Raw genomic sequence first — 18,960 nt, forward strand, 5'->3', positions numbered from 1 at the left:
ACATAAAGTAACTTCACTCGCAACGCAACGGCGGGCGGAGGGCATGGATGATCGTCGAGGAGCGCGGCTCCGGGCCCGGGACCGACGTGCTCATCCGTAAGGTCGACAGCCACCTCGCCACGCTCCGCGCCGGCCTGCACGGCCCCGAGCTGGAACTCGCCGAGCAACTCGCCCGCTGCCTGCGTGAGCTGGTGGTGGCCACCGCCCACTCCAGCGCGGCCGACCGTGGGCTGGTCCGCGCCGCCGTGCACTACTTCGTGCTGCGCCGCGAGAGCCGGGGCCAGCACCTGCCGGTGCGTTCCCTCGCCGCCGCCCAGCGGGTGGTCAACAAGGTGGTCCGCCAGCTCGGCCGCCCCGACCTCCTGGTCGACCCCCGCCGCGAACCCGAGCCCACCCACCCCTGACCCGCCGCCCTCCCTCACACCCCCCCATCGAACGGATCAAGGGGTTTGCGTCAGCGCCGACAGCCAACCTGACCCGAACTCCTTGATCAATGCGACCGGCGGGGCGGGTGGGTTTTCGGAAAAGGGCGCGGGGGAGGGGCGGGGCAGGGTCTGATCGGTCGTGGCCGCAGCGTGCCGGCGTGCGCTGCCAGCTCGACCGGGAGTGCGCGTGCTCGTCCTGCTGATCCTGCACCTGATGGCGGCCCTGCTGGCGCCGCTGCTGGTCCGCTGGTGGGGTCCGCGCGCCTGCTACCCGCTCGCGCTGGCCCCCGCCGCCACGTTCGGCTGGGCGGTCGCGCACACCGGCGCGGTCCGCGACGGCGGCGCGGTGGTCGAGACGTACCCGTGGATCCCCCAGCTGCGGTTCGACCTGGCGCTGCGGGTCACCACCCTGGGCTGGCTGATGCTGCTGCTGGTCGGCGGCGTGGGCGCGCTGGTGCTGGTCTACTCGGCCCGCTACTTCCACGCCGGCTCGGCGGGGCTGGCCCGCTTCGCGGGGGTCATGGTCGCCTTCGCCGGGGCGATGGTCGGCCTGGTGATCTCCGACGACCTGCTGCTGCTCTACGTCTTCTGGGAGCTGACCACGGTCTTCTCGTACCTGCTGATCGGGCACAGCACGGAGCGCCGGTCCAGCCGCTGGGCGGCCGCCCAGGCGCTGACCGTCACCACCCTCGGCGGGCTCGCCATGCTGGTCGGGTTCCTGCTGCTCGGCCAGCACGCCGGCGGCTACCGGTGGTCGACGATCGCCGCCGCCCCGCTGCCCGGCGGCGGGTACCTGGTCACCGCCGTGCTGCTGGTGCTCGCCGGGGCGCTGGCCAAGTCGGCGGTGTTCCCCTTCAACGCGTGGCTGCCGGTGGCGATGGCGGCACCCACGCCGGTCAGCGCGTACCTGCACGCGGCGGCCATGGTGAAGGCCGGCGTCTTCCTGGTCGGCCTGCTCGGCCCGGTGCTCGCGCACGCCGGGCCGTGGCGACCGGTGACCACCGTCGCCGGGCTGGTCACCCTGGTCGCCGGCGGCTGGGCGGCGCTGCGCCAGACGGACCTGAAACTGCTGCTGGCGTACGGCACGGTCAGCCAGCTCGGCCTGCTCACCGTGGTGCTGGGTGTCGGCACCCCGCAGGCGGCGCTGGCCGGCGTCGCCCTGCTGGCCGCGCACGCGCTGTTCAAGGCGGCGCTCTTCCTCGTCGTCGGCGCCCTGGACCACGGCGCCGGCAGCCGGGACCTGCGGGAGCTGTCCCGGGTGGGCCGGGAGGCGCCGCTGCTCGCCGGGGTCGCCACCCTCGCGGCCGCCTCGATGGCCGGACTGCCGCCGCTGCTCGGCTTTGTCGCCAAGGAGGCGGTCCTCGCCGCGTTCACGGACCGGCCGCTGGTGCTGGCGGTGCTGGTGGCCGGCATCGCGCTCACCGTCGGGTACAGCGTCCGGTTCCTCTGGGGGGCGTTCGCCACCCGGCCCGGCGTGCCGACCACCGGGATCGAGCGGCCGCCGGCCGCGATGGTGGTGCCCGCCGCGCTGCTGGCCCTGGCCGGGCTGGCGGCGGGCGTGGCGGCCGGTCCGTTCGGCGCGCTGCTGCGCCCGTACGCCGAACTCTTCGGCCCGGTCGAGGAGGGCCTGGCGCTCTGGCACGGACCGACCCTGGCGCTGGGCCTGTCCGCCGTCGCCATCGGCGGCGGCGTGCTGCTGCACCTGGCCCGGGGCCCGCTCGCCCCGGCGCTGGCCCGGCTGCGGATCCCGGTCGGCGGCAACCAGGGGTACGAGTGGGTGACGCACCGCTTCGACCGGGTCGCCATCGAGGTCACCGGCGCGACCCAGCGCGGCTCGCTGCCGCAGTACCTGGGCACGGTCCTGCTCGCGCTGGTGCTGGTGCCGGGCGCGGCGATGCTGCTCAGCCGCCCCTGGCGGACCGGGATCGCGCTCTGGGACAGCCCGGTGCAACTCCTGGTCTGCCTGGTGATCGCGGTGGCCGCCCTGCTCGCCGTCGGGGCCCGCCGCCGGCTCACCGCGATGCTGTTGGTGGGGGTCACCGGCTACGGCACCGCGATGATGTTCGTGCTCTACGGCGCGCCCGACCTGGCGCTCACCCAGTTCCTGGTGGAGACCGCCACCATCGCGGTCTTCGTGCTGGTGCTGCGCCGGCTGCCGGAACGCTTCTCGGCCCGCCCGCTGCGGCGCAGCCGCTGGGTCCGGCGGGGCATCGGCGTGGCCGCCGGACTGGTGCTGGCCGGGCTCGCGCTGGCCGCGTCGGGGGCCCGCCGGGTGCCGTCCATCTCGGCCGCCTTCCCCGAGCTGGCGGTGGCCCAGGGCTACGGCCGCAACGTGGTGAACGTGACCCTGGTCGACATCCGCGCCTGGGACACCATGGGTGAGATCGCGGTGCTGGTGGTGACCGCGACCGGGGTGGCCAGCCTGATCTTCGAACGGTCCCGGACCGGGCCCCGCCCCCGCCGGCCCCGCCCCACCGCCCCCCGGGCGGACCGGCGCACGGTGTGGCTGCGCGGCGGGACCACCCTGCACGCGCGCCGCCGCTCGATCGTCTTCGAGGTGGTCACCCGGCTGATCTTCCACACCGTGCTGCTCTTCTCGCTGTTCCTGCTCTTCTCCGGGCACAACGCCCCGGGCGGCGGCTTCTCCGGCGGTCTGGTCGCCGGCCTCGCGCTGGCCCTGCGCTACCTGGCCGGCGGTCGGTACGAGCTGGCCGAGGCCGCCCCGGTCGGCGCGGGCACGGTGCTCGGCGCGGGGCTGGGCGTCTCCGTCGGCACCGGCGTGCTGGGGCTGCTGCTCAGCGGCGACGTGCTGCAGAGCGTCAAGGTGAACCTCTGGCTGCCGCTGGTCGGCCACTTCTACCTGGTCACGTCGCTCTTCTTCGACATCGGCGTCTACCTGGTCGTGGTGGGCCTGGTGCTGGACATCCTGCGCAGCCTCGGGGCCGAGGTGGACCGGCACGTCGAGGCGGCCGGCGAGCCGTCCCGGGGACTGGTGGTCGAGCGGGAAGGGGACCGGACGTGACGGCCGGGGCGGCATGACCCGGGGCGCGGCCGGACCCACCCTGGTCCTGGTGCTCGCCGTCGGGGTGCTCGTCGCCACCGGTGTCACGCTGCTGCTGGAGCGCAGCCTGACCCGGATCCTGCTCGGCGTCATCCTGCTCGGCAACGGGGTGAACCTGCTGATCCTGCTCGGCGGCAGGTCCGGGGCCGCGCCGCTGGTCGGCACCGCGCCGACGGCCGCGATGAGCGACGCGCTGCCGCAGGCCATGGTGCTCACCGCCGTCGTGATCACCTTCGGGCTGACCGCGTTCCTGCTGGCCGTCGCGTACCGGAGCTGGTACCTCACCGGCGACGACGAGGTGCAGGACGACCTGGAGGACCGGCAGATCGTCCGGCTCGCCGAACGCAACGAGGTGGCCACCGCCGACCTGGGCGGCGAGGGGCCGGACGGCGACCCGGAGCAGGTGGACCCGGAGCCGGCCCGGCGTCGGCTGCGCCGCCGGGGACAGCAACCATGAGCACGTACGGGCTGGTGCCGTTGCCGGTGGTGGTGCCGCTGCTGGGGGCCGCGCTCACCCTGATCCTGACCAACCGGCCCCGGGTGCAGCGCTCGGTCAGCGTGCTCTGCCTCGGCGTCACGCTGGCGGTGGCGGTGGTGCTGCTGGTCGAGGCGTACCGGCACGGGCCGGTGGTGGTGAGGGTGGGCGGCTGGCCGCCCCCGGTCGGCATCGTGCTGGTCGCCGACCAGTTGGCCGCGCTGATGCTGGTGGTGTCCTCGGCGGTGACGCTCTGCGTGCTGCTCTACTCCATCGGGCAGGGCCGGGGGGAGACCAGCGAGAGCGCCCCGGTGAGCATCTACCACCCCACCTACCTGGTGCTCACCGCCGGCGTCACCAACGCCTTCCTGGCCGGGGACCTGTTCAACCTCTTCGTCGGCTTCGAGATCCTGCTGGCGGCGAGCTTCGTGCTGATCACGCTCGGCGGCACCGAGGTGCGGATCCGCACCGGCTCGACGTACGTGCTGGTCAGCATGCTCTCCTCGATGATCTTCCTGGCCGCGCTGGGGCTGGTCTACGCGGCCACCGGCACCCTCAACCTGGCCCAGCTCGCCGGCCGGCTGGACGCCCTGCCCGACGGGGTCCGCCTCGGGTTGCAGTTGATGCTGCTGCTCGCCTTCGGCATCAAGGCGGCCGTCTTCCCGCTCTCCGCCTGGCTGCCGGACAGCTACCCGACCGCGCCGGCCCCGGTGACCGCGGTCTTCGCCGGCCTGCTCACCAAGGTCGGCGTGTACGCGATCATCCGCACCGAGACCCTGCTCTTCCCCGGTGGCCAGGTCTCCGACCTGCTCATGGTGGTGGCCGGACTGACCATGGTGGTCGGCATCCTGGGCGCGGTGGCCCAGTCCGACATGAAGCGGCTCTTCTCCTTCACCCTGGTCAGCCACATCGGCTACATGATCTTCGGGGTGGCACTGAGCAGCGTCGCCGGCCTGTCCGGGTCGATCTTCTACGTGGTGCACCACATCACCGTGCAGACCACCCTCTTCCTGGTGGCCGGCCTGGTCGAGGAGCGGGCCGGCAGCACCGACCTGCGCCGCCTCGGCGGGCTGGCCCGGGTCGCGCCGCTGCTCGCGGTGCTCTTCTTCGTACCGGCGATGAACCTGGCCGGCATCCCGCCTTTCTCCGGCTTCCTCGGCAAGCTGGGCCTGCTCCAGGCCGGCCTGGCGGCCGGCGGCGCGCTGCCCGCCGTGCTGGTCGGCGCCGGCACGCTGACCAGCCTGCTCACCCTCTACGCCGCCTCCCGGGTGTGGAACATCGCGTTCTGGCGGTCCCCGCGGCTGGCCACCACCCACCCCACCGTCAAGCTGCCCGGGCTGATGGTCGGCGCGACCACCGCCCTGGTGCTGCTCGGCCTGGCGTTGACCCTGGCCGCCGGGCCGCTCTTCCGGGTCACCGCGGACGCCGCCACCGACCTGCGCCAGCGCTCCCCGTACGTGCGGGCCGTCCTGCCGGTGGAGGCACGGTGACCGACGACCTGCCGCCCGTACCCCCGGCGGGTGATCTCCCCGCACCGGCCGGGCGGCCGCCGGTGGACGCCGAGGGGCCGCCCGCGCCCGCGGTCGGCCGCGGCGGGCGCCGCCGGGACCAGGCGGTCGCGCTCGGCTGGCTGGTCGTCGTCTGGCTGCTGCTCTGGGGGGACGTCTCCTGGGGCAACCTGCTCGGCGGGCTGCTGGTCGGCGCGGCGGTGCTGGTCTTCTTCCCGCTCCCGCCGGTCACCTTCGGCGGCCGGGTCCGCCCCGGCGCGCTGCTGGTGCTGGCGGTCACCTTCGTCGCAGAACTGGTGAGCGCCAGCGTGCACGTCGCCGCGATCGCGGTGCGCCCCGGCTACCGGCCGCGTGGGGCGATCATCGCGGTCCCGCTGCGCATCCGCACCGACCTCAACCTCGCGCTCACCGCCGAGGTGATCTCGCTGGTCCCGGGCACCCTGATCCTGGAGGTGGACCGGGACCACGGCGTGCTCTACGTGCACGTGCTCGACGTGCGCGGGCCGGCGGACCTGACCGCCGGCCGGGACCGCATCCTCGCCGTCGAGCGGCGCGTGGTCCGCGCCGTCGGCTCCGCCGAGGAGGTACGCCGGCTGCACACCGAAACCGTCGACCGGAGGACCGCACCGTGACCATCTTCCTCGCCGTGGCGCTGACCGGGCTGCTCTCGGTCACCGCGCTGCTCGCCCTGGCCCGGATCTACCGGGGGCCGTCGCTGCTGGACCGGGTCGTCGCCGCCGACCTGCTGCTCTCCACGATGCTCGGCGCGGTGGGCGCCGAGGCGGCGGTCAACGGCCACCCCACCACGCTGCCGGTGCTGGTGGTGCTCTCCCTGCTCGGTTTCGTCGGCTCGGTCTCGCTGGTCCGCTTCGCGGTCCGGGAGGAAGCGTGAGCGCGAGGAGTGAGCCGGTCCTGCGAGCCCCGCAGTCGCGAGCGAAGGGCGGTGCCGCGTGACGGGGGTGGTGGCGGACTGGGCGGGCGCGGCCTGCCTGCTGGCCGGGGCCCTGCTCAGCCTGGCCGCCGGGATCGGCGTGCTGCGCTTCCCCGACGTCCTGGACCGGATGCACGCGGCCACGAAACCCCAGGTGCTCGGCACCCTGCTGCTCCTGCTCGGGCTGGCGCTGCGGCTGCGGACGCCGGCCGACCTGGGCATGATCGCGCTGGTGGCGATCTTCCAGCTGGCCACCGCGCCGGTCGCCGCGCAGATGATCGGTCGGGCCGCCTACCGCGCCGGGCGGGTGAACCGGGAGCTGCTGGACACCGACGAGCTGGCCGGGCGTTGACCAGGCTCGGATCACCCCGGTGGCCCCTCTGGTCACACCTTCAGCGAACGCCCAGCGGACGCCGATAAAATGGCTACATGATCGACTCCTCTGCCCAGGAGGGCAGCAGTAGCCAGCCGGGTCGTGCCCGGCAATCCCTCGCCCCGACGACCCCGGGAGCCCTGAGCCTCCCGTGTTGATCGTCGTCGGACTCGTCCTCATCATCGTGCTCACCGCCGCCACCGGTTACTTCGTGGCGCAGGAGTTCGGCTACGTCGCCGTGGACCGGGGCAAGCTCAAGCAGCTCGCCGACAACGGCGACCAGGCCGCCGCCCGCGCCCTGGAGGTGACCGGGCGGCTCTCCTTCATGCTCTCCGGCGCGCAGCTCGGCATCACCGTGACCGCCCTGCTGGTCGGTTACGCCGCCGAGCCGTACCTGGGCGCCGGGCTGGCCGACCTGCTCGGCGTCGCCGGGGTCTCCGCCACGGTGGCGCTGCCGCTGTCGGTGGCGCTCGCCCTGATCATCGCCACCGTCGTGCAGATGGTCCTCGGCGAGCTGGCCCCGAAGAACCTCGCCATCGCCCGGCCGGAGCCGCTGGCCCGGGCGCTGGCCCGGTCCACCCTGATCTACCTGCGGATCGCCGGGCCGCTGATCACCCTGTTCGACCGGGCGGCCGTGCGGCTGCTGCGCCGGGTCGGCATCGAGCCGATCGAGGAGCTGCCCAGCGGCGCCACCCCGGAGGACCTGGAACAGATCATCGCCGAGTCCCGGGAGGAGGGGCACCTCGACGCCACCATGTCGGACCTGCTCGACCGGGGTCTCGACTTCCGGGAGCTGACCGCCGGGGAGGCCATGGTGCCCCGGGTCCACGTGCACACCGTCCGGGCCGACGAACCGGTCAGCCGGGTCGTCGAGCTGCTCGACACCGGCCACTCCCGCTTCCCGGTGCGCGGCGCCGAGGGCGTGGACGACCTGATCGGCGTCGTCGGCATCGCCGACGTGCTGGGCGTACCCCCGGCCGAGCGCGCCACCACCCGGGTGGCCGCGGTGGCCGTACCCCCGTTGCTGGTGCCGGAGACGCTGCCGCTGCCGACGGTGCTGGACCGGCTGCGGGTCGGGCACCGGCAGCTCGCCTGCGTGGTGGACGAGTACGGCGGCTTCGCCGGGGTGATCACCCTGGAGGACATCGCCGAGGAACTGGTCGGGCCGATCCGGGACGAGGACGACCCGCCGGAGCGCGCCCCGGCCCGGCAGGAGGACGGCTCCTGGGTGGTGCCGGCCCGCTGGCGGATCGACGAGGTCGCCGACAGCACCGGCATCGCGCTGCCCGAGGCGCCCGAGTACGACACCCTCTCCGGGCTGGTCATGCGGGAGCTGGGCCGGGTGCCCGAGGTGGGTGACCGGCTGGAGATCGCGCTCGCCACGGACGGCGAGGAGTCGCACGCCGAGCCGCGCGCCCTGGTCGAGGTGCTCGCGGTGGACCGGCACGTGGCGGACTCGGTCCGCCTGCGGACCGCCGAGCGCGGGGAGGAGGCGGCATGAGCGAGCGGAGCGAGCGAATCAGCAGGCTCGGTCGTCCGGCTCATGACGGCGCCGAGCGCAGCGAGGTGACGGCATGAGCCCGGGGTTGGCGTTGTTCGTCTCCGTGGTGCTGCTGGCACTGAACGGGTTCTTCGTGGCGGCCGAGTTCGCCCTGGTCGCGTCCAAGCGCTACCGGCTGGAGCAGTTGGCCACCGGTGGCGGCCGGGCGGCCCGGGCGGCGCTGGACGGCGTCCGGGAGCTGAGCCTGATGCTGGCCGGCGCGCAGCTGGGCATCACGCTGTGCACCCTGGGCCTCGGTGCCCTCGCCGAACCGGCCATCGAGCGGCTGCTCAGCCCGCTGCTGCACGCGGTCGGGCTGCCGGACGCGGTGAGCCACCTGGTCGGGCTGCTCTTCGCGCTGGCCCTGGTGACCTTCCTGCACCTGGTGGTCGGCGAGATGGCCCCGAAGTCGTGGGCGATCACCGACGCGGAGCGCTCCGCGATGCTGCTGGCGCTGCCGTTCCGGGCCTTCGCCCGGATCGCCCGCCCGGTGCTCTCGGCGCTCAACGCGCTCGCCAACGCGGTGCTGCGCCTGGTCGGGGTACGCCAGCAGGACCAGCTCGCCCAGGTGCACGGCCCGGACGAGCTGCGCATCCTGCTGGAACAGTCCCGCGAGCACGGGCTGCTCGGGGCCGAGCAGCACCAGATGCTGACCAGCATGCTGGAGTTGCAGGGCACCACCGTGGCGCAGGTGATGGAACCCTTCGACCGGATCGTCACGGTCCGGCGGGAGGACACCGCCGAGCGGATCGAGCACGTCTCGCGGGACAGCGGCCGGTCCCGGCTGGCCGTGGTCGACACCGGCGGCGAGGTCTGCGGCCTGGTGCACGTACGCGAGGCGGTCCGCGCGGTCACCACCGGCCGCCCGGCGACCGCCGACGAGCTGATGACGCCGGCGTTCACCCTGCCCGGGGAGGCCACCGTCACCGAGGCGGTGGCCGCGATGCGGGGCCGGCAGGCCCAGCTGGCGCTGGTCCGCAACGGCGGCGGCCCCACCCGGCCGATCGGCTTCGTCGCGCTGGAGGACCTCCTGGAGGAGGTCATCGGCGAGTTCGACGACGAGACCGACCCGGTGCCGCGCGGCCGTCGGCTGCGCTGATATTTCGCGCCTCGTTCGGGGCCGCGCTCCGCGGGCGTCTTCCATCCGGCCGCCGGGTCCTCCGTGACCCGGCGGCCGGCTCGTCTCCGCCCGGCGGGTGGTGGACCGCGCCGCGCGCGCCCCGAGGTGGCTCGGACCGCACGGCGTGGCCTGGTCCGGCTGACCTGCGCCCGGGCGAGCGGGCGTGGCGGACCGGTGAGCGGGAAAGCGGCACCACGGGCACGGACGCGGGCCCACGGGCACGGGAGGAGGACGGGGTGCGGCTGACCGGGGTGTCGTCGGAGTCGGCCTGGACCGGTCTCTCGGTGACCACCACACTGCCCAACCCGAGCACCCGCCCGGGGCTGCGCCTGCCCGGCCGGGTGACGCTGGCCGCCGGGGGTGAGGACGTCGCGGTCCGGCACCTCCGGCTCGGGCTGGTCGCCCAGGTGGAGCCGGAGGACCCGGGGGCGCCGCGCCGGCTGGTGCAGTACCACCAGGTGCCGATCGCCGGTCGGTTCGTGGTGCCGGCCGGCCGCCGGCGGGCCGTCGAGTTCGCGTACCCGCTGCCCTGGGAGACGCCGGTGACCATCTTCGGGGGCGTGCCGCTGCTGAGCCTGCGGACCGGGCTGCGCACCGAGGTGTCGGTCGACCCGGACCTGGACCAGGGCGAGATGGTGCCGGTCTTCGTGCACCCGCTGCCGACCCAGCAGCACGTGCTCGCCGCGCTGGACGCCCTGGGCTTCGTGATGCGCCAGGCCGGTCTCCAGCAGGGCCTGCTGCCCGGGGTGGAGCAGACGCTGCCGTTCCACGAGCGGCTGGGCTACTGGGTGGCCCCGCTCTACGCCGGGCCGATCACCGAGCTGGAGGTGATCTTCGTGACCAACACGGCCGGGCTGGAGGTGCTGTTCTGGCTGGACCGCCGGCTCTCCCTGGCCGGGGTCACCCACCAGAGCATCAGCCGGTTCCGGGCCTGGCACGCCGGCGACGAGCGGCGGGACTGGGTGGCGACCGTGGACGGCTGGCTGCGGCACGCGATCAACCGGCACGCCGCCGCGGCCGCGCACGCCGACTGGTCCGCGGCGATCCGCGAGTCGGCGCACGTCAGCCGTCCGCCGGACCAGCCGGTCGCGCCCGGTTACGGCCTGGGCGGCACCGCCGGGGGCGCGGGCGTCGGCGGCGGCGGTGGTGGCGGCGACGGCACCTGAGCGTCGGCCCGCGCCGGGTCGGTCAGACCGAGGCGGTGGCGAGCTTCAGGCTGAAGCCGAGGAAGAGCACGGCGACCCCGGTGGTGGCGCCGGCGGCGAGCCGCCGCCGGCGCTGGAACTGGGCCGCCAGGAAGGTGCCCGCGAAGATCAGCGCGGTCAGGTAGAGCGCGCTGGTGACCTGGGCGATCAACCCGAGCAGCAGGAACGACAACGCCGGCCAGGCGTACCCGGGGTCGACGAACTGGATGAAGAAGGAGATGAAGAAGAGGATCGCCTTCGGGTTGAGCAGGCTGATCACCAGCGCCTTGCGGAACGGGCTGCGCAGCGCCGCCGGCTCCGCCGCGTCGATCAGCCGCGGCGTGCTGGGGTCGTTGCGGTCGCGCCAGCGCCGCCAGCCGCCGCGCAGCATGGTCAGCCCGACATAACCGAGGTACGCGGCGCCGGCGTACTTGACCACCAGGAAGAGCGGCGGGTACGCCTTCAGCAACGACGCCACCCCGGCGGCGGAGAGGATCATCAGCACCGAGTCGCCGACGAACACGCCGCACGCACCCCGGTAGCCGGCCGCCACCCCGCGCTTGGCGGCGGTGGAGAGCACGAAGAGCGAGTTCGGCCCGGGCAGCAGCACGATGGCCACGGTCCCCAGCAGGTACGTCCAGATGTCGGTGATGCCCAGCACGCCGGCCATCATGACGCCACGGATGCCGCGGGGCGAAGCCTTTCCCGCAGCGCGACCTGTGCGTTCGGCCACTCCTCGGCGAGCATCGAGTAGAGCGCCGACTGCCGCCAGCTGCCGTCGGCGCGCCGCCGGTTGGACCGCAGCGTCCCCTCCCGGGTCGCGCCGAGGCGTTCGATGGCCCGCTGCGACCGGGCGTTCAGGGTGCTGGTCTGCCAGGTGACCCGGACCGCGTCCAGCTCCTCGAAGGCCCGGGTGAGCAGCAACAGCTTCGCCTCGGTGTTGATCCCGGTACGCCACCAGGCCCGGCCGAGCTGGGTGAAGCCGATCTCCACCGCGCGCAGCTCCTCGTCCGGCTGGTAGTAGGAGGTGGTGCCCACCACCGCCCCCGTCACCGCGCAGCGTTGCACACAGGGCACGCGTACGCCACGGTGGTGGGCCGCCCGGGCGGACCGGACGTGGTCGTACATCGCCTCCACCGAGCCGGGGCGAGGGCTGCCGACGTACCGCCAGACCTCGTCGTCGTCGAGGGCGGCGTACAGCTCCTCGGCGTGCGACTCGTCGAGCGGCTCCAGCACCACGTGCTCGCCGCGCAGCACCACCGGCTCCAGCCAGGGGGAGCGGGCCGGCCGCAGGTACCCGGGCAGCGGCGCGGTCACCCCGGCGTCCGGCTCGGGCAGCCCGGCGGTGAGCCGCAGCGGCAGCACGCCCGCCCAGTGGGGCAGGTCGAGGTCGGTGGGCTCGTCGCGTACCCCACCTTCGCGGATCCGGACCGACACCTCGCGCAGCGGCAGCGCCAGCACCGCCGTCTCGGCCAGCTCGCGGCGGGTCGGCGGCCGGCTGTCCGCGCTGCGGCCGGTGGCCACCTTCTCCACCAGCGCGGTGAGCACCCGGTTCTTCTCCGCCTCGTCGGTGACCAGCCGGGCGGTGCCGTGCGCGACCACCGAGCGGTAGTTGGCGCTGTGGTGGAACTGGGAGCGGCCGAGGACCAGCCCGTCGAGGTGGGTCACCGCGACGCAGACCGGCAGGCCGGCGTCGCCCCGGGCGGCCAGCAGCGGCCGGCTGCCGGTGGAGCCGTGCAGGTAGAGCGTGTCGTCGAGGCGGACGTGCAGGGTGGGCAGGACGCGCGGCTCGCCGTCGACGGTGAACGCCAGCGCGCAGTGGTACGCCTCGTCGAGCAGGGCGTGCGCGGTGGCCCGGTCGTAGTGCATCCGGTCGCGGGAGCGGGTGGCGGTGGTGCGTTCGGTCGCGGCGTACATGGCACATCCCACCTTTGTTCTAGTACAATCCCCGAACTGTGGCAGCACATTATCAGATCTCGGGTACGACGTCGGCGGCCATTTCGGTCAGCGTGGAGGCCGGTGTCCGGGCCGGCGCGCTCGCTCCCGGCGACCCCCTGCCCGCCGTCCGGACCCTCGCCGGTCACCTGGGCGTCAGCCCGGCCACCGTGGCCAAGGCCTACCAGGAGCTGCGCCGGCGGGGCGTCGTCGTCACCGCCGGTCGGCACGGCACCCGGGTCCGGCCCCGCCCGCCCGTGGCCACCCGCCGCTCCGCGCTGCGGCCCCCGCCGCCGCCCGGCACCCGTGACCTCTCCACCGGCCACCCCGACGCCCGGCTGCTGCCGCCACTCGGCCCGCACCTGGCGACGCTCGCCGCCCGCGTCGGATCCCCCGACGGCTATCCGGCGAGCAGCGCCCTGCCCGACCTGGCCGCCGCCGCCCGCGAGCGGTTGGCCGCCGACGGGGTGCCGGCCGAGGAGATCACCGTGACCGGCGGCGCGCTGGACGGCATCGAACGCCTGCTCGCCGCCCACCTGCGCCCCGGTGACGCGGTCGCCGTCGAGGACCCGGGCTGGGCCAGCGTGCTCGACCTGATCGCCGCGTTGGGCCTGCGCGTCGTCGGGGTGCCCGTCGACGACGAGGGCCCCACCGAGCCGGGCGTCCGGGCCGCCCTCGCCGCCGGGGTGCGCGCCCTGATCGTCACCAGCCGGGCGCAGAACCCGACCGGCGCGGCGGTCTCCGCCGGGCGGGCCCGGGCCCTGCGTGCCCTGCTGGCCGGCCGCGCCGACCTGCTGCTGATCGAGGACGACCACGCCGCCGAGCTGGCCCGCGTACCCCTGCACCCGCTCGCCGGGGCGACCCCGGCGTGGGCCTTCGTCCGGTCGGTGAGCAAGCCCTACGGGCCGGACCTGCGGCTCGCGGTGCTCGCCGGGGACGAGGCGACGGTGGCCCGGGTGGCGGGCCGGTCCCGGCTCGGCGCAGGTTGGGTCTCCACCGTGCTGCAACGCCTGGTGCTGGCGCTCTGGTCCGACCCGGCCACCGCCGATCTGGTGCACCGGGCGGGGGAGAGCTACGAGCGGCGACGCACCGGCCTCGTCGACGCCCTCGCCGCACGCGGGGTACGCGCGCACGGACGCACCGGGATCAACGTCTGGATCCCGGTGCCGGACGAGACCCTGGCCGTCACCGCGCTGCGCGACGCCGGTTGGTCGGTCGCCCCGGGCGCGCCGCACCGGATCGCCGCCGGCCCCGGTGTCCGGGTCACGGTCAGCGCCCTCGACGAGGCCGACCTGCCCGCGTTGGCCGACGCCATCGCCCACGCCCTGCGCCCCCCGACGGAGGGCGGGGCCGCCTACTGACCCGGCGCGCCGGGGCCGGACGGTCGCGTGGGCGCACCGCCCGACGGGGTAGAACGATGCGCATGGCCGAGACCGAGAACGCCCCCGGGGCCCAGGAGTTCATCCCGCCGCAGGCGGACACCATCGACCAGCTACGCGCCGCGGCGGCCGGCTGCCGCGGCTGCGAGCTGTACCGCGACGCCACGCAGACCGTCTTCGGCCGGGGGGACGAGAGCGCGCAGGTGGTCTTCGTCGGGGAGCAGCCGGGCGACCTGGAGGACCAGAAGGGCCTGCCCTTCGTCGGACCGGCCGGCCGGGTGCTGCGCCGGGCGGTGGACGACGCCAACATCCCCGTAAGTCGGACATATATTACTAATGCCGTAAAGCACTTCCGCTTCGAACTGCGCGGCAGGCGGCGGATCCACCAGACCCCGGACCGGGTGCACATCACCGCCTGCCGGCCCTGGCTGGTCGCCGAGTTCGCCCGGCTCCGCCCGGAGATCGTGGTGGTGCTCGGCGCCACCGCCGCCAAGGCGCTGCTCGGCCCCGCGTTCCGGGTCACCCGGCAGCGCGGCGAGCTGCTGCCGTGGCCGGCGTCGGCCCAGCACCCCGAGGACTTCGCCCAGGTGCCGGTGGACAGCGCCGGAAGGGTCACCGACGCTCCCGCGGCCCGGCTGCTGGCCACCATCCACCCGTCTGCCGTGCTGCGTGCCGACAACCAGGAGATCGCGTACGACGGGCTCGTCGCCGACCTGAGGGTGGCCGCCCGCGCCCTGAGCTGAGCTGGTGCGGCGGGCCGGGCCGGGCGTTCCCCCCGGCGCGGCCGGCACCCCGCCCCTCAGTCCCGGCCCTGCCAGGTGCAGAGGCAGACCCGGTTGCCGTCCGGGTCGGCGAGCACCCAGAAGTGCGGTGCCGCCTCGTCGCTGACCAGCGTGCCGCCGGCCGCCACGGCCGCGTCCAGGCGGGCCGGCACCTCCGCCGGGTCGACCCAGACGTCCGGGTGCCAACGCTGCCGGGGCTCCTCCCGGCCGGACTGCTGGAACCACACGGTGGGCAGCAGGCCGGCCGGATCGCGCAGCTCGTCGCCGAAGCCCGGGCCGGCGAGGTGCTCGGTCGCCAGTACCGCCCGCCAGAACGGCAGCACGGCGGCGAAGTCGGGACTGTCCAGCGCGAGTTCGAGCCGGGACAGGCCGGCGTGCGCCAGGGTCAGCCCGGCGTCCGTGACGATCGCCGACACGGCCCGGGCCAGCCGGACGTCCCGGCCGGTCACCCCGCGCACGTCGTGCGACCAGGTGCGCACGTCGAGGTGGGTGTAGCGCAGGTCGAGGTCGGGATGGTGGTCCATCCGCTCGGCCTCGGCCCCGATCGCGGCCACGATCGACAGTCCGGCGGCGAAGTCCGGCGTCCGGATCCGGGTCTGCAGGCCGCCGAGCAGATATGTCCAGCCGGTCAGTCCTTCGTCGGCGATCTGTCGTCCGGTGAGGATGCTCATCGCGTCATGGTGGCGTACCCCTGTGACAGGACCACCGGCGACGCGCCACAGTGGAGTGGCGGCGCAGCCCGGCGGGTAGTCCCCGGGCATGACCGCCGCCACCCGCCGCCGGGCAGCAGCCTGGATCCACCTCGGCGCGCCCGCCCCGTACGTGCTGGGCGCGCTGATCGCCACCGTCGTCTGGCTGCCGCTGCGCCTCTTCGACGAGCGGCACGGCTCGCCCCTGGTCGCCGTGGTACGGGCCGGGCTCACGGGGGTGGTCTGGGGTTTCTTCTTCCTCGCCATGACCTGGCTCCCGCAGCGGCGGACGCCCGCCGAGGCGGAGCGGGACGCGGCCTGGCGGCAGGCCCGTGCCGCCGTCCGTCGGGGCGAGCCGCCGGCCGACGAGGCGGGGCTGGCGGCGCTGGTCGACCACCTGCCGGCGATGCGCCGGGGCGCGCTGCTCGGCGCGGTCGGCGGCGCGCTGCTGCTCGTCCCGCTGGCGGCCGTCGCCGCCGCCGTGCAGCGGTGGGCCACCGCGGCCGGGTTCACGGTGGCGCTGGTGGCGGTGCTCGCGACCGCCGCGTACACCGGGTGGACGGTCCGCCGGATGCGGGCCCGACTCGCCTCTGGGCAGGGCGGGTGAGCGGTGCCACACTGGCCGGCATGGAGCAGCATCTCTACGAGCCCGCCCACGACGAGTTCCGCGACCTGTGCCGTGAGTTCCTCGCCCGGGAGGCCGTGCCGCACCACTCCCGCTGGGAGGACGACGGGATCGTCGACCGCGAGGTGTGGCGCAGGGCGGGCGCGGCCGGGCTGCTCGGCATGGACGTCGACCCGGAGCACGGCGGGGGTGGCCAGCCGGACTTCCGGTTCAACGCGGTGCTGGACGAGGAGATCGTCGCGTCCGGCTGCACCGGGCTGGGCTTCGGGCTGCACAACGACGTGGTGGCCCCGTACCTGACCGAGCTGACCACCGACGACCAGCGCAAGCGCTGGCTGCCGGGCTTCTGCTCCGGCGACCTGGTCACCGCCATCGCGATGAGCGAGCCGGGCGCGGGCAGCGACCTCGCCGGCATCCGCACCAGCGCGGTCCGCGACGGCGACACGTACGTGCTCAACGGGCAGAAGACGTTCATCACCAACGGGGAGCTGGCCGACCTGGTGGTGGTGGTCGTCCGGACCGCGCCGGACCAGGGCGCGCACGGGGTGAGCCTGGTGGCGGTGGAGACCGGCACGCCCGGCTTCAGCCGGGGCCGGCGGCTGGCGAAGGTCGGCCTGAAGGCGAACGACACCGCCGAGCTCTTCTTCGACGACTGTCGGGTGCCGGTCGGGAACCTGATCGGCACCGAGAACCACGGCTTCTACCACCTGATGGCCAACCTGCCCCGGGAGCGGCTGAGCATCGCGGTGGCGGCGGTCGCCGCCTGCGAGCGGCTGCTCGCGCTCACCCTCGACCACGTCCGGTCCCGGGAGGCGTTCGGCCGGCCGATCGGCAGGTTCCAGCACAACCGGTTCCTCCTGGCCGAGCTGGACACCGAGGTGACCATCGCGCGGACCTTCGTCAACCACTGCGTCGCCGAGTTCAACGCCGGCCGGCTCTCGGTCACCGACGCGGCGAAGGCCAAGTGGTGGACGACCGAGCTGCAGAACCGGGTCGCCGACCGCTGCGTCCAGCTGCACGGCGGCTACGGCTTCATGCTGGAGTACCCGGTGGCGAAGGCCTGGCTGGACGGGCGGGTGCAGACCATCTACGGCGGCACCACGGAGATCATGAAGGAGATCATCGGCCGAGGGCTTGGCCTGTAGCGGAAACCGGTTCCCGCCCGACGGGTCGGGTGCGGGAGGATGGGTCACCCCTTACCGAGGAGTGTCCGTATGACCGCCGACCTGACCGTGCCGGCACCGGCCCGACCCGACGTCGCCCCGATCCAGCGGCGGACGCTGCGGCTGCTGTTCTGCACCCAGATCATCGGCGGCATCGGCGTCACCATCGGCATCTCGGTCGGGGCGCTGCTCGCCGCCCGGGTCGCCGGCACCGCGCTGGCCGGGCTGGCGCAGAGCGCCGGGGTGGTCGGGGCGGCGCTGCTCGCCGTACCGGTAACCCGGATCATGGCGGCCCGGGGCCGGCGGCCGGGCCTGGTCACCGCGTACCTGGTCGGGGCGACCGGCGGCGCGCTCGTGGTGGTCGCCACCGCGACCCACCTGGTGCCGCTGCTCTTCCTCGGCATGCTCCTCTTCGGCGGCGGCACCGCGGCCAACCTCCAGGCCCGCTACACCGCCGTCGACCTGGCCGAGCCGGAGCGCCGGGCCCGCCAGCTCTCGCTGATCGTCTGGGCCACCACCATCGGCGCGGTGGCCGCGCCGAACTTCGCCGCGCTCGCCGACCGGGTCACCACCGGCTGGGGCCTGCCGCAACTGGCCGGCCCGTTCGCCTTCAGCGCCGTCGCGTTCGTCTGCGCCGCCCTCGTCCTGCTGGTCCGGCTCCGGCCCGACCCGCTGCTCACCGCGCGTCGGCTGGCGGCGGCCGACACCCCGGCCGACCCGGTCGCCGCACCGGCCGCGACCGCCCGGGGCGGCCCGGGCGTGCTGGCCGCCTGGCGCACGGTACGCGGGCTCCCGGCGGCCCGCCTCGGCATCGCCGCGGTGGCGGTGGGCCATCTGGTGATGGTCGCCGTGATGTCGATGACGCCGGTGTACCTCGGCGAGTGGCACTCCGACGCGGACGTGCTGCGCGTCGTCGGTGTCGTGCTGAGCCTGCACATCGCCGGCATGTACGCGCTGTCCCCGGTGGTGGGCTGGCTCACCGACCGGGCCGGCCGGCGGCCGGTGATCCTCGGCGGGGTGGCGCTGCTGCTGGCGGCCTGTGCCGTGGCCGGCACCGCGGGCCACCACACCCCGCCGCTCGCGGTGGGGCTGGTGCTGCTCGGGCTGGGCTGGTCGGGAACGATGGTGGCCGGCTCGACCCTGCTCTCCGAGTCGGTGCCCACCGACGCCCGGCCGGGCGTGCAGGGGCTCGCCGACCTGACCATGGGGCTGGCCGGGGCGGGCGCGGCGGCGGTCAGCGGGTTTGTCGTGCGGGGTCCGGGATATCCGACGCTGACCCTGCTCGCGGCGATCGCGGTGGTGCCGCTGGTGGCGCTAGCGTTGCGTCCGACGGCGGCACCGGGCGGGCCCGGGCGTCCGCAGCACGACACTCTCGGCGAGGAAGGCTGACCACGGTGCGACTGACCGACTTCTGGACCCGGCTGGCGGAGGCGTTCGGGCCGGGCTACGCGGCCAGCATCGCCAGTGACCAGGTGCTCGCCCAGCTCGGCGGGCGGACCATCGAGCAGGCCCTGGCGGCGGGTGAGGAGACCCACGTGGTCTGGCGGGCGGTGGTCGCCGCCTATCCCGACCGGGTCCCCAGCCGGCTACGCTGAGCAGCCTTTTCACTACTTCCGCGTGTCGCTTGTCGAGTCGTACACCTGTTCGGCTATTGTCCACAGCGGGGTGCTCGTCCACAGCTCGCGGCCCGTCGGCTGGTTTTCTGTCGGACCCAGCGCCTAGCGTGTCCCGCGTGACGCGAAGCTCAGGTAAGACGCCGGCGAAGGCAGG

The 18,960-nt window shown here is 74.7% G+C and carries 19 protein-coding genes; 16 read left to right on the forward strand and 3 right to left on the reverse strand.

The window, feature by feature from the left end; genetic code table 11:
* The first annotated feature begins 47 nt into the window (after window positions 1–47).
* From GA0070611_RS30350 to GA0070611_RS30395, 10 genes are all read left to right on the forward strand, one after another.
* Complete coding sequence (locus GA0070611_RS30350; protein WP_091672004.1) at window positions 48–404, forward strand: hypothetical protein; 357 nt, start codon at window positions 48–50, stop codon at window positions 402–404.
* Window positions 405–612: 208 nt separating this feature from the next.
* Window positions 613–3,447 carry a Na+/H+ antiporter subunit A gene (locus GA0070611_RS30355; RefSeq protein ID WP_091673692.1) on the forward strand — a complete coding sequence of 945 codons (2,835 nt, stop codon included), beginning with the start codon at window positions 613–615 and terminating at the stop codon, window positions 3,445–3,447.
* 13 nt (window positions 3,448–3,460) lie between these two features.
* The gene (locus GA0070611_RS30360) at window positions 3,461–3,943 is read left to right on the forward strand and encodes a Na(+)/H(+) antiporter subunit C (RefSeq protein ID WP_091672006.1); all 483 of its coding nucleotides are present in this window, start codon (window positions 3,461–3,463) and stop codon (window positions 3,941–3,943) included.
* Window positions 3,940–5,451 (forward strand): Na+/H+ antiporter subunit D, encoded by a 1,512-nt coding sequence (locus GA0070611_RS30365; RefSeq protein WP_091672010.1) that lies wholly within the window; start codon window positions 3,940–3,942, stop codon window positions 5,449–5,451. The genes GA0070611_RS30360 and GA0070611_RS30365 overlap by 4 nt, the downstream gene beginning before the upstream one ends.
* On the forward strand, window positions 5,448–6,101 hold the full coding sequence (locus GA0070611_RS30370) for a Na+/H+ antiporter subunit E (protein ID WP_407940398.1): 654 nt from the start codon (window positions 5,448–5,450) through the stop codon (window positions 6,099–6,101). Before GA0070611_RS30365 ends, GA0070611_RS30370 begins: the two co-directional genes overlap by 4 nt.
* The gene (locus GA0070611_RS30375) at window positions 6,098–6,361 is read left to right on the forward strand and encodes a monovalent cation/H+ antiporter complex subunit F (RefSeq protein WP_091672013.1); all 264 of its coding nucleotides are present in this window, start codon (window positions 6,098–6,100) and stop codon (window positions 6,359–6,361) included. The genes GA0070611_RS30370 and GA0070611_RS30375 overlap by 4 nt, the downstream gene beginning before the upstream one ends.
* A 58-nt stretch (window positions 6,362–6,419) precedes the next feature.
* Window positions 6,420–6,752: a monovalent cation/H(+) antiporter subunit G gene (gene mnhG / locus GA0070611_RS30380; RefSeq protein ID WP_091672016.1), complete on the forward strand. Its 333-nt coding sequence runs from the start codon at window positions 6,420–6,422 to the stop codon at window positions 6,750–6,752.
* Window positions 6,753–6,924: 172 nt separating this feature from the next.
* Window positions 6,925–8,274 (forward strand): hemolysin family protein, encoded by a 1,350-nt coding sequence (locus GA0070611_RS30385; RefSeq protein ID WP_091672018.1) that lies wholly within the window; start codon window positions 6,925–6,927, stop codon window positions 8,272–8,274.
* A gap of 73 nt (window positions 8,275–8,347) precedes the next feature.
* The gene (locus GA0070611_RS30390; protein ID WP_091672020.1) at window positions 8,348–9,412 is read left to right on the forward strand and encodes a hemolysin family protein; all 1,065 of its coding nucleotides are present in this window, start codon (window positions 8,348–8,350) and stop codon (window positions 9,410–9,412) included.
* A gap of 257 nt (window positions 9,413–9,669) precedes the next feature.
* Complete coding sequence (locus GA0070611_RS30395) at window positions 9,670–10,599, forward strand: sporulation protein (RefSeq protein WP_091672023.1); 930 nt, start codon at window positions 9,670–9,672, stop codon at window positions 10,597–10,599.
* 22 nt (window positions 10,600–10,621) lie between these two features.
* Here the strand turns inward: GA0070611_RS30395 and leuE are convergent, their stop codons facing one another.
* Together leuE and GA0070611_RS30405 are read right to left on the reverse strand one after the other, a co-directional pair.
* Entirely contained in the window at window positions 10,622–11,290 is a 669-nt protein-coding gene (gene leuE, locus GA0070611_RS30400; RefSeq protein ID WP_091672026.1) for a leucine efflux protein LeuE, read from the reverse strand.
* Window positions 11,287–12,534 carry a bifunctional pyridoxamine 5'-phosphate oxidase family protein/GNAT family N-acetyltransferase gene (locus tag GA0070611_RS30405; protein WP_091672029.1) on the reverse strand — a complete coding sequence of 416 codons (1,248 nt, stop codon included), beginning with the start codon at window positions 12,532–12,534 and terminating at the stop codon, window positions 11,287–11,289. Before GA0070611_RS30405 ends, leuE begins: the two co-directional genes overlap by 4 nt.
* 38 nt (window positions 12,535–12,572) lie before the next feature.
* Here GA0070611_RS30405 and GA0070611_RS30410 point away from each other — a divergent pair, with 38 nt between their 5' ends.
* Entirely contained in the window at window positions 12,573–13,913 is a 1,341-nt protein-coding gene (locus GA0070611_RS30410; protein WP_091672031.1) for an aminotransferase class I/II-fold pyridoxal phosphate-dependent enzyme, read from the forward strand.
* Window positions 13,910–14,674: a UdgX family uracil-DNA binding protein gene (locus GA0070611_RS30415; protein WP_269456376.1), complete on the forward strand. Its 765-nt coding sequence runs from the start codon at window positions 13,910–13,912 to the stop codon at window positions 14,672–14,674. The genes GA0070611_RS30410 and GA0070611_RS30415 overlap by 4 nt, the downstream gene beginning before the upstream one ends.
* A 56-nt stretch (window positions 14,675–14,730) precedes the next feature.
* Here the strand turns inward: GA0070611_RS30415 and GA0070611_RS30420 are convergent, their stop codons facing one another.
* Entirely contained in the window at window positions 14,731–15,384 is a 654-nt protein-coding gene (locus GA0070611_RS30420; protein WP_091672037.1) for a 4a-hydroxytetrahydrobiopterin dehydratase, read from the reverse strand.
* An 88-nt stretch (window positions 15,385–15,472) separates the two neighbouring features.
* Here GA0070611_RS30420 and GA0070611_RS30425 point away from each other — a divergent pair, with 88 nt between their 5' ends.
* The 4 genes from GA0070611_RS30425 to GA0070611_RS30440 all read left to right on the forward strand — a co-directional run bounded on the left by GA0070611_RS30425 (window position 15,473) and on the right by GA0070611_RS30440 (window position 18,785).
* The gene (locus GA0070611_RS30425) at window positions 15,473–16,009 is read left to right on the forward strand and encodes a hypothetical protein (RefSeq protein ID WP_091672039.1); all 537 of its coding nucleotides are present in this window, start codon (window positions 15,473–15,475) and stop codon (window positions 16,007–16,009) included.
* A gap of 20 nt (window positions 16,010–16,029) precedes the next feature.
* Entirely contained in the window at window positions 16,030–17,172 is a 1,143-nt protein-coding gene (locus GA0070611_RS30430) for an acyl-CoA dehydrogenase family protein (protein ID WP_091673696.1), read from the forward strand.
* Between the two features lie 69 nt (window positions 17,173–17,241).
* Window positions 17,242–18,579, forward strand: a complete 1,338-nt coding sequence (locus GA0070611_RS30435; RefSeq protein ID WP_091672042.1) for an MFS transporter — start codon at window positions 17,242–17,244, stop codon at window positions 18,577–18,579.
* Between the two features lie 5 nt (window positions 18,580–18,584).
* Entirely contained in the window at window positions 18,585–18,785 is a 201-nt protein-coding gene (locus GA0070611_RS30440; RefSeq protein ID WP_091672044.1) for a DUF3046 domain-containing protein, read from the forward strand.
* The last annotated feature ends 175 nt before the right edge of the window (window positions 18,786–18,960 follow it).

The sequence above is a fragment of the Micromonospora auratinigra genome, from assembly GCF_900089595.1.
In the GTDB taxonomy this organism is placed as follows: Bacteria; Actinomycetota; Actinomycetes; order Mycobacteriales; family Micromonosporaceae; genus Micromonospora; species Micromonospora auratinigra.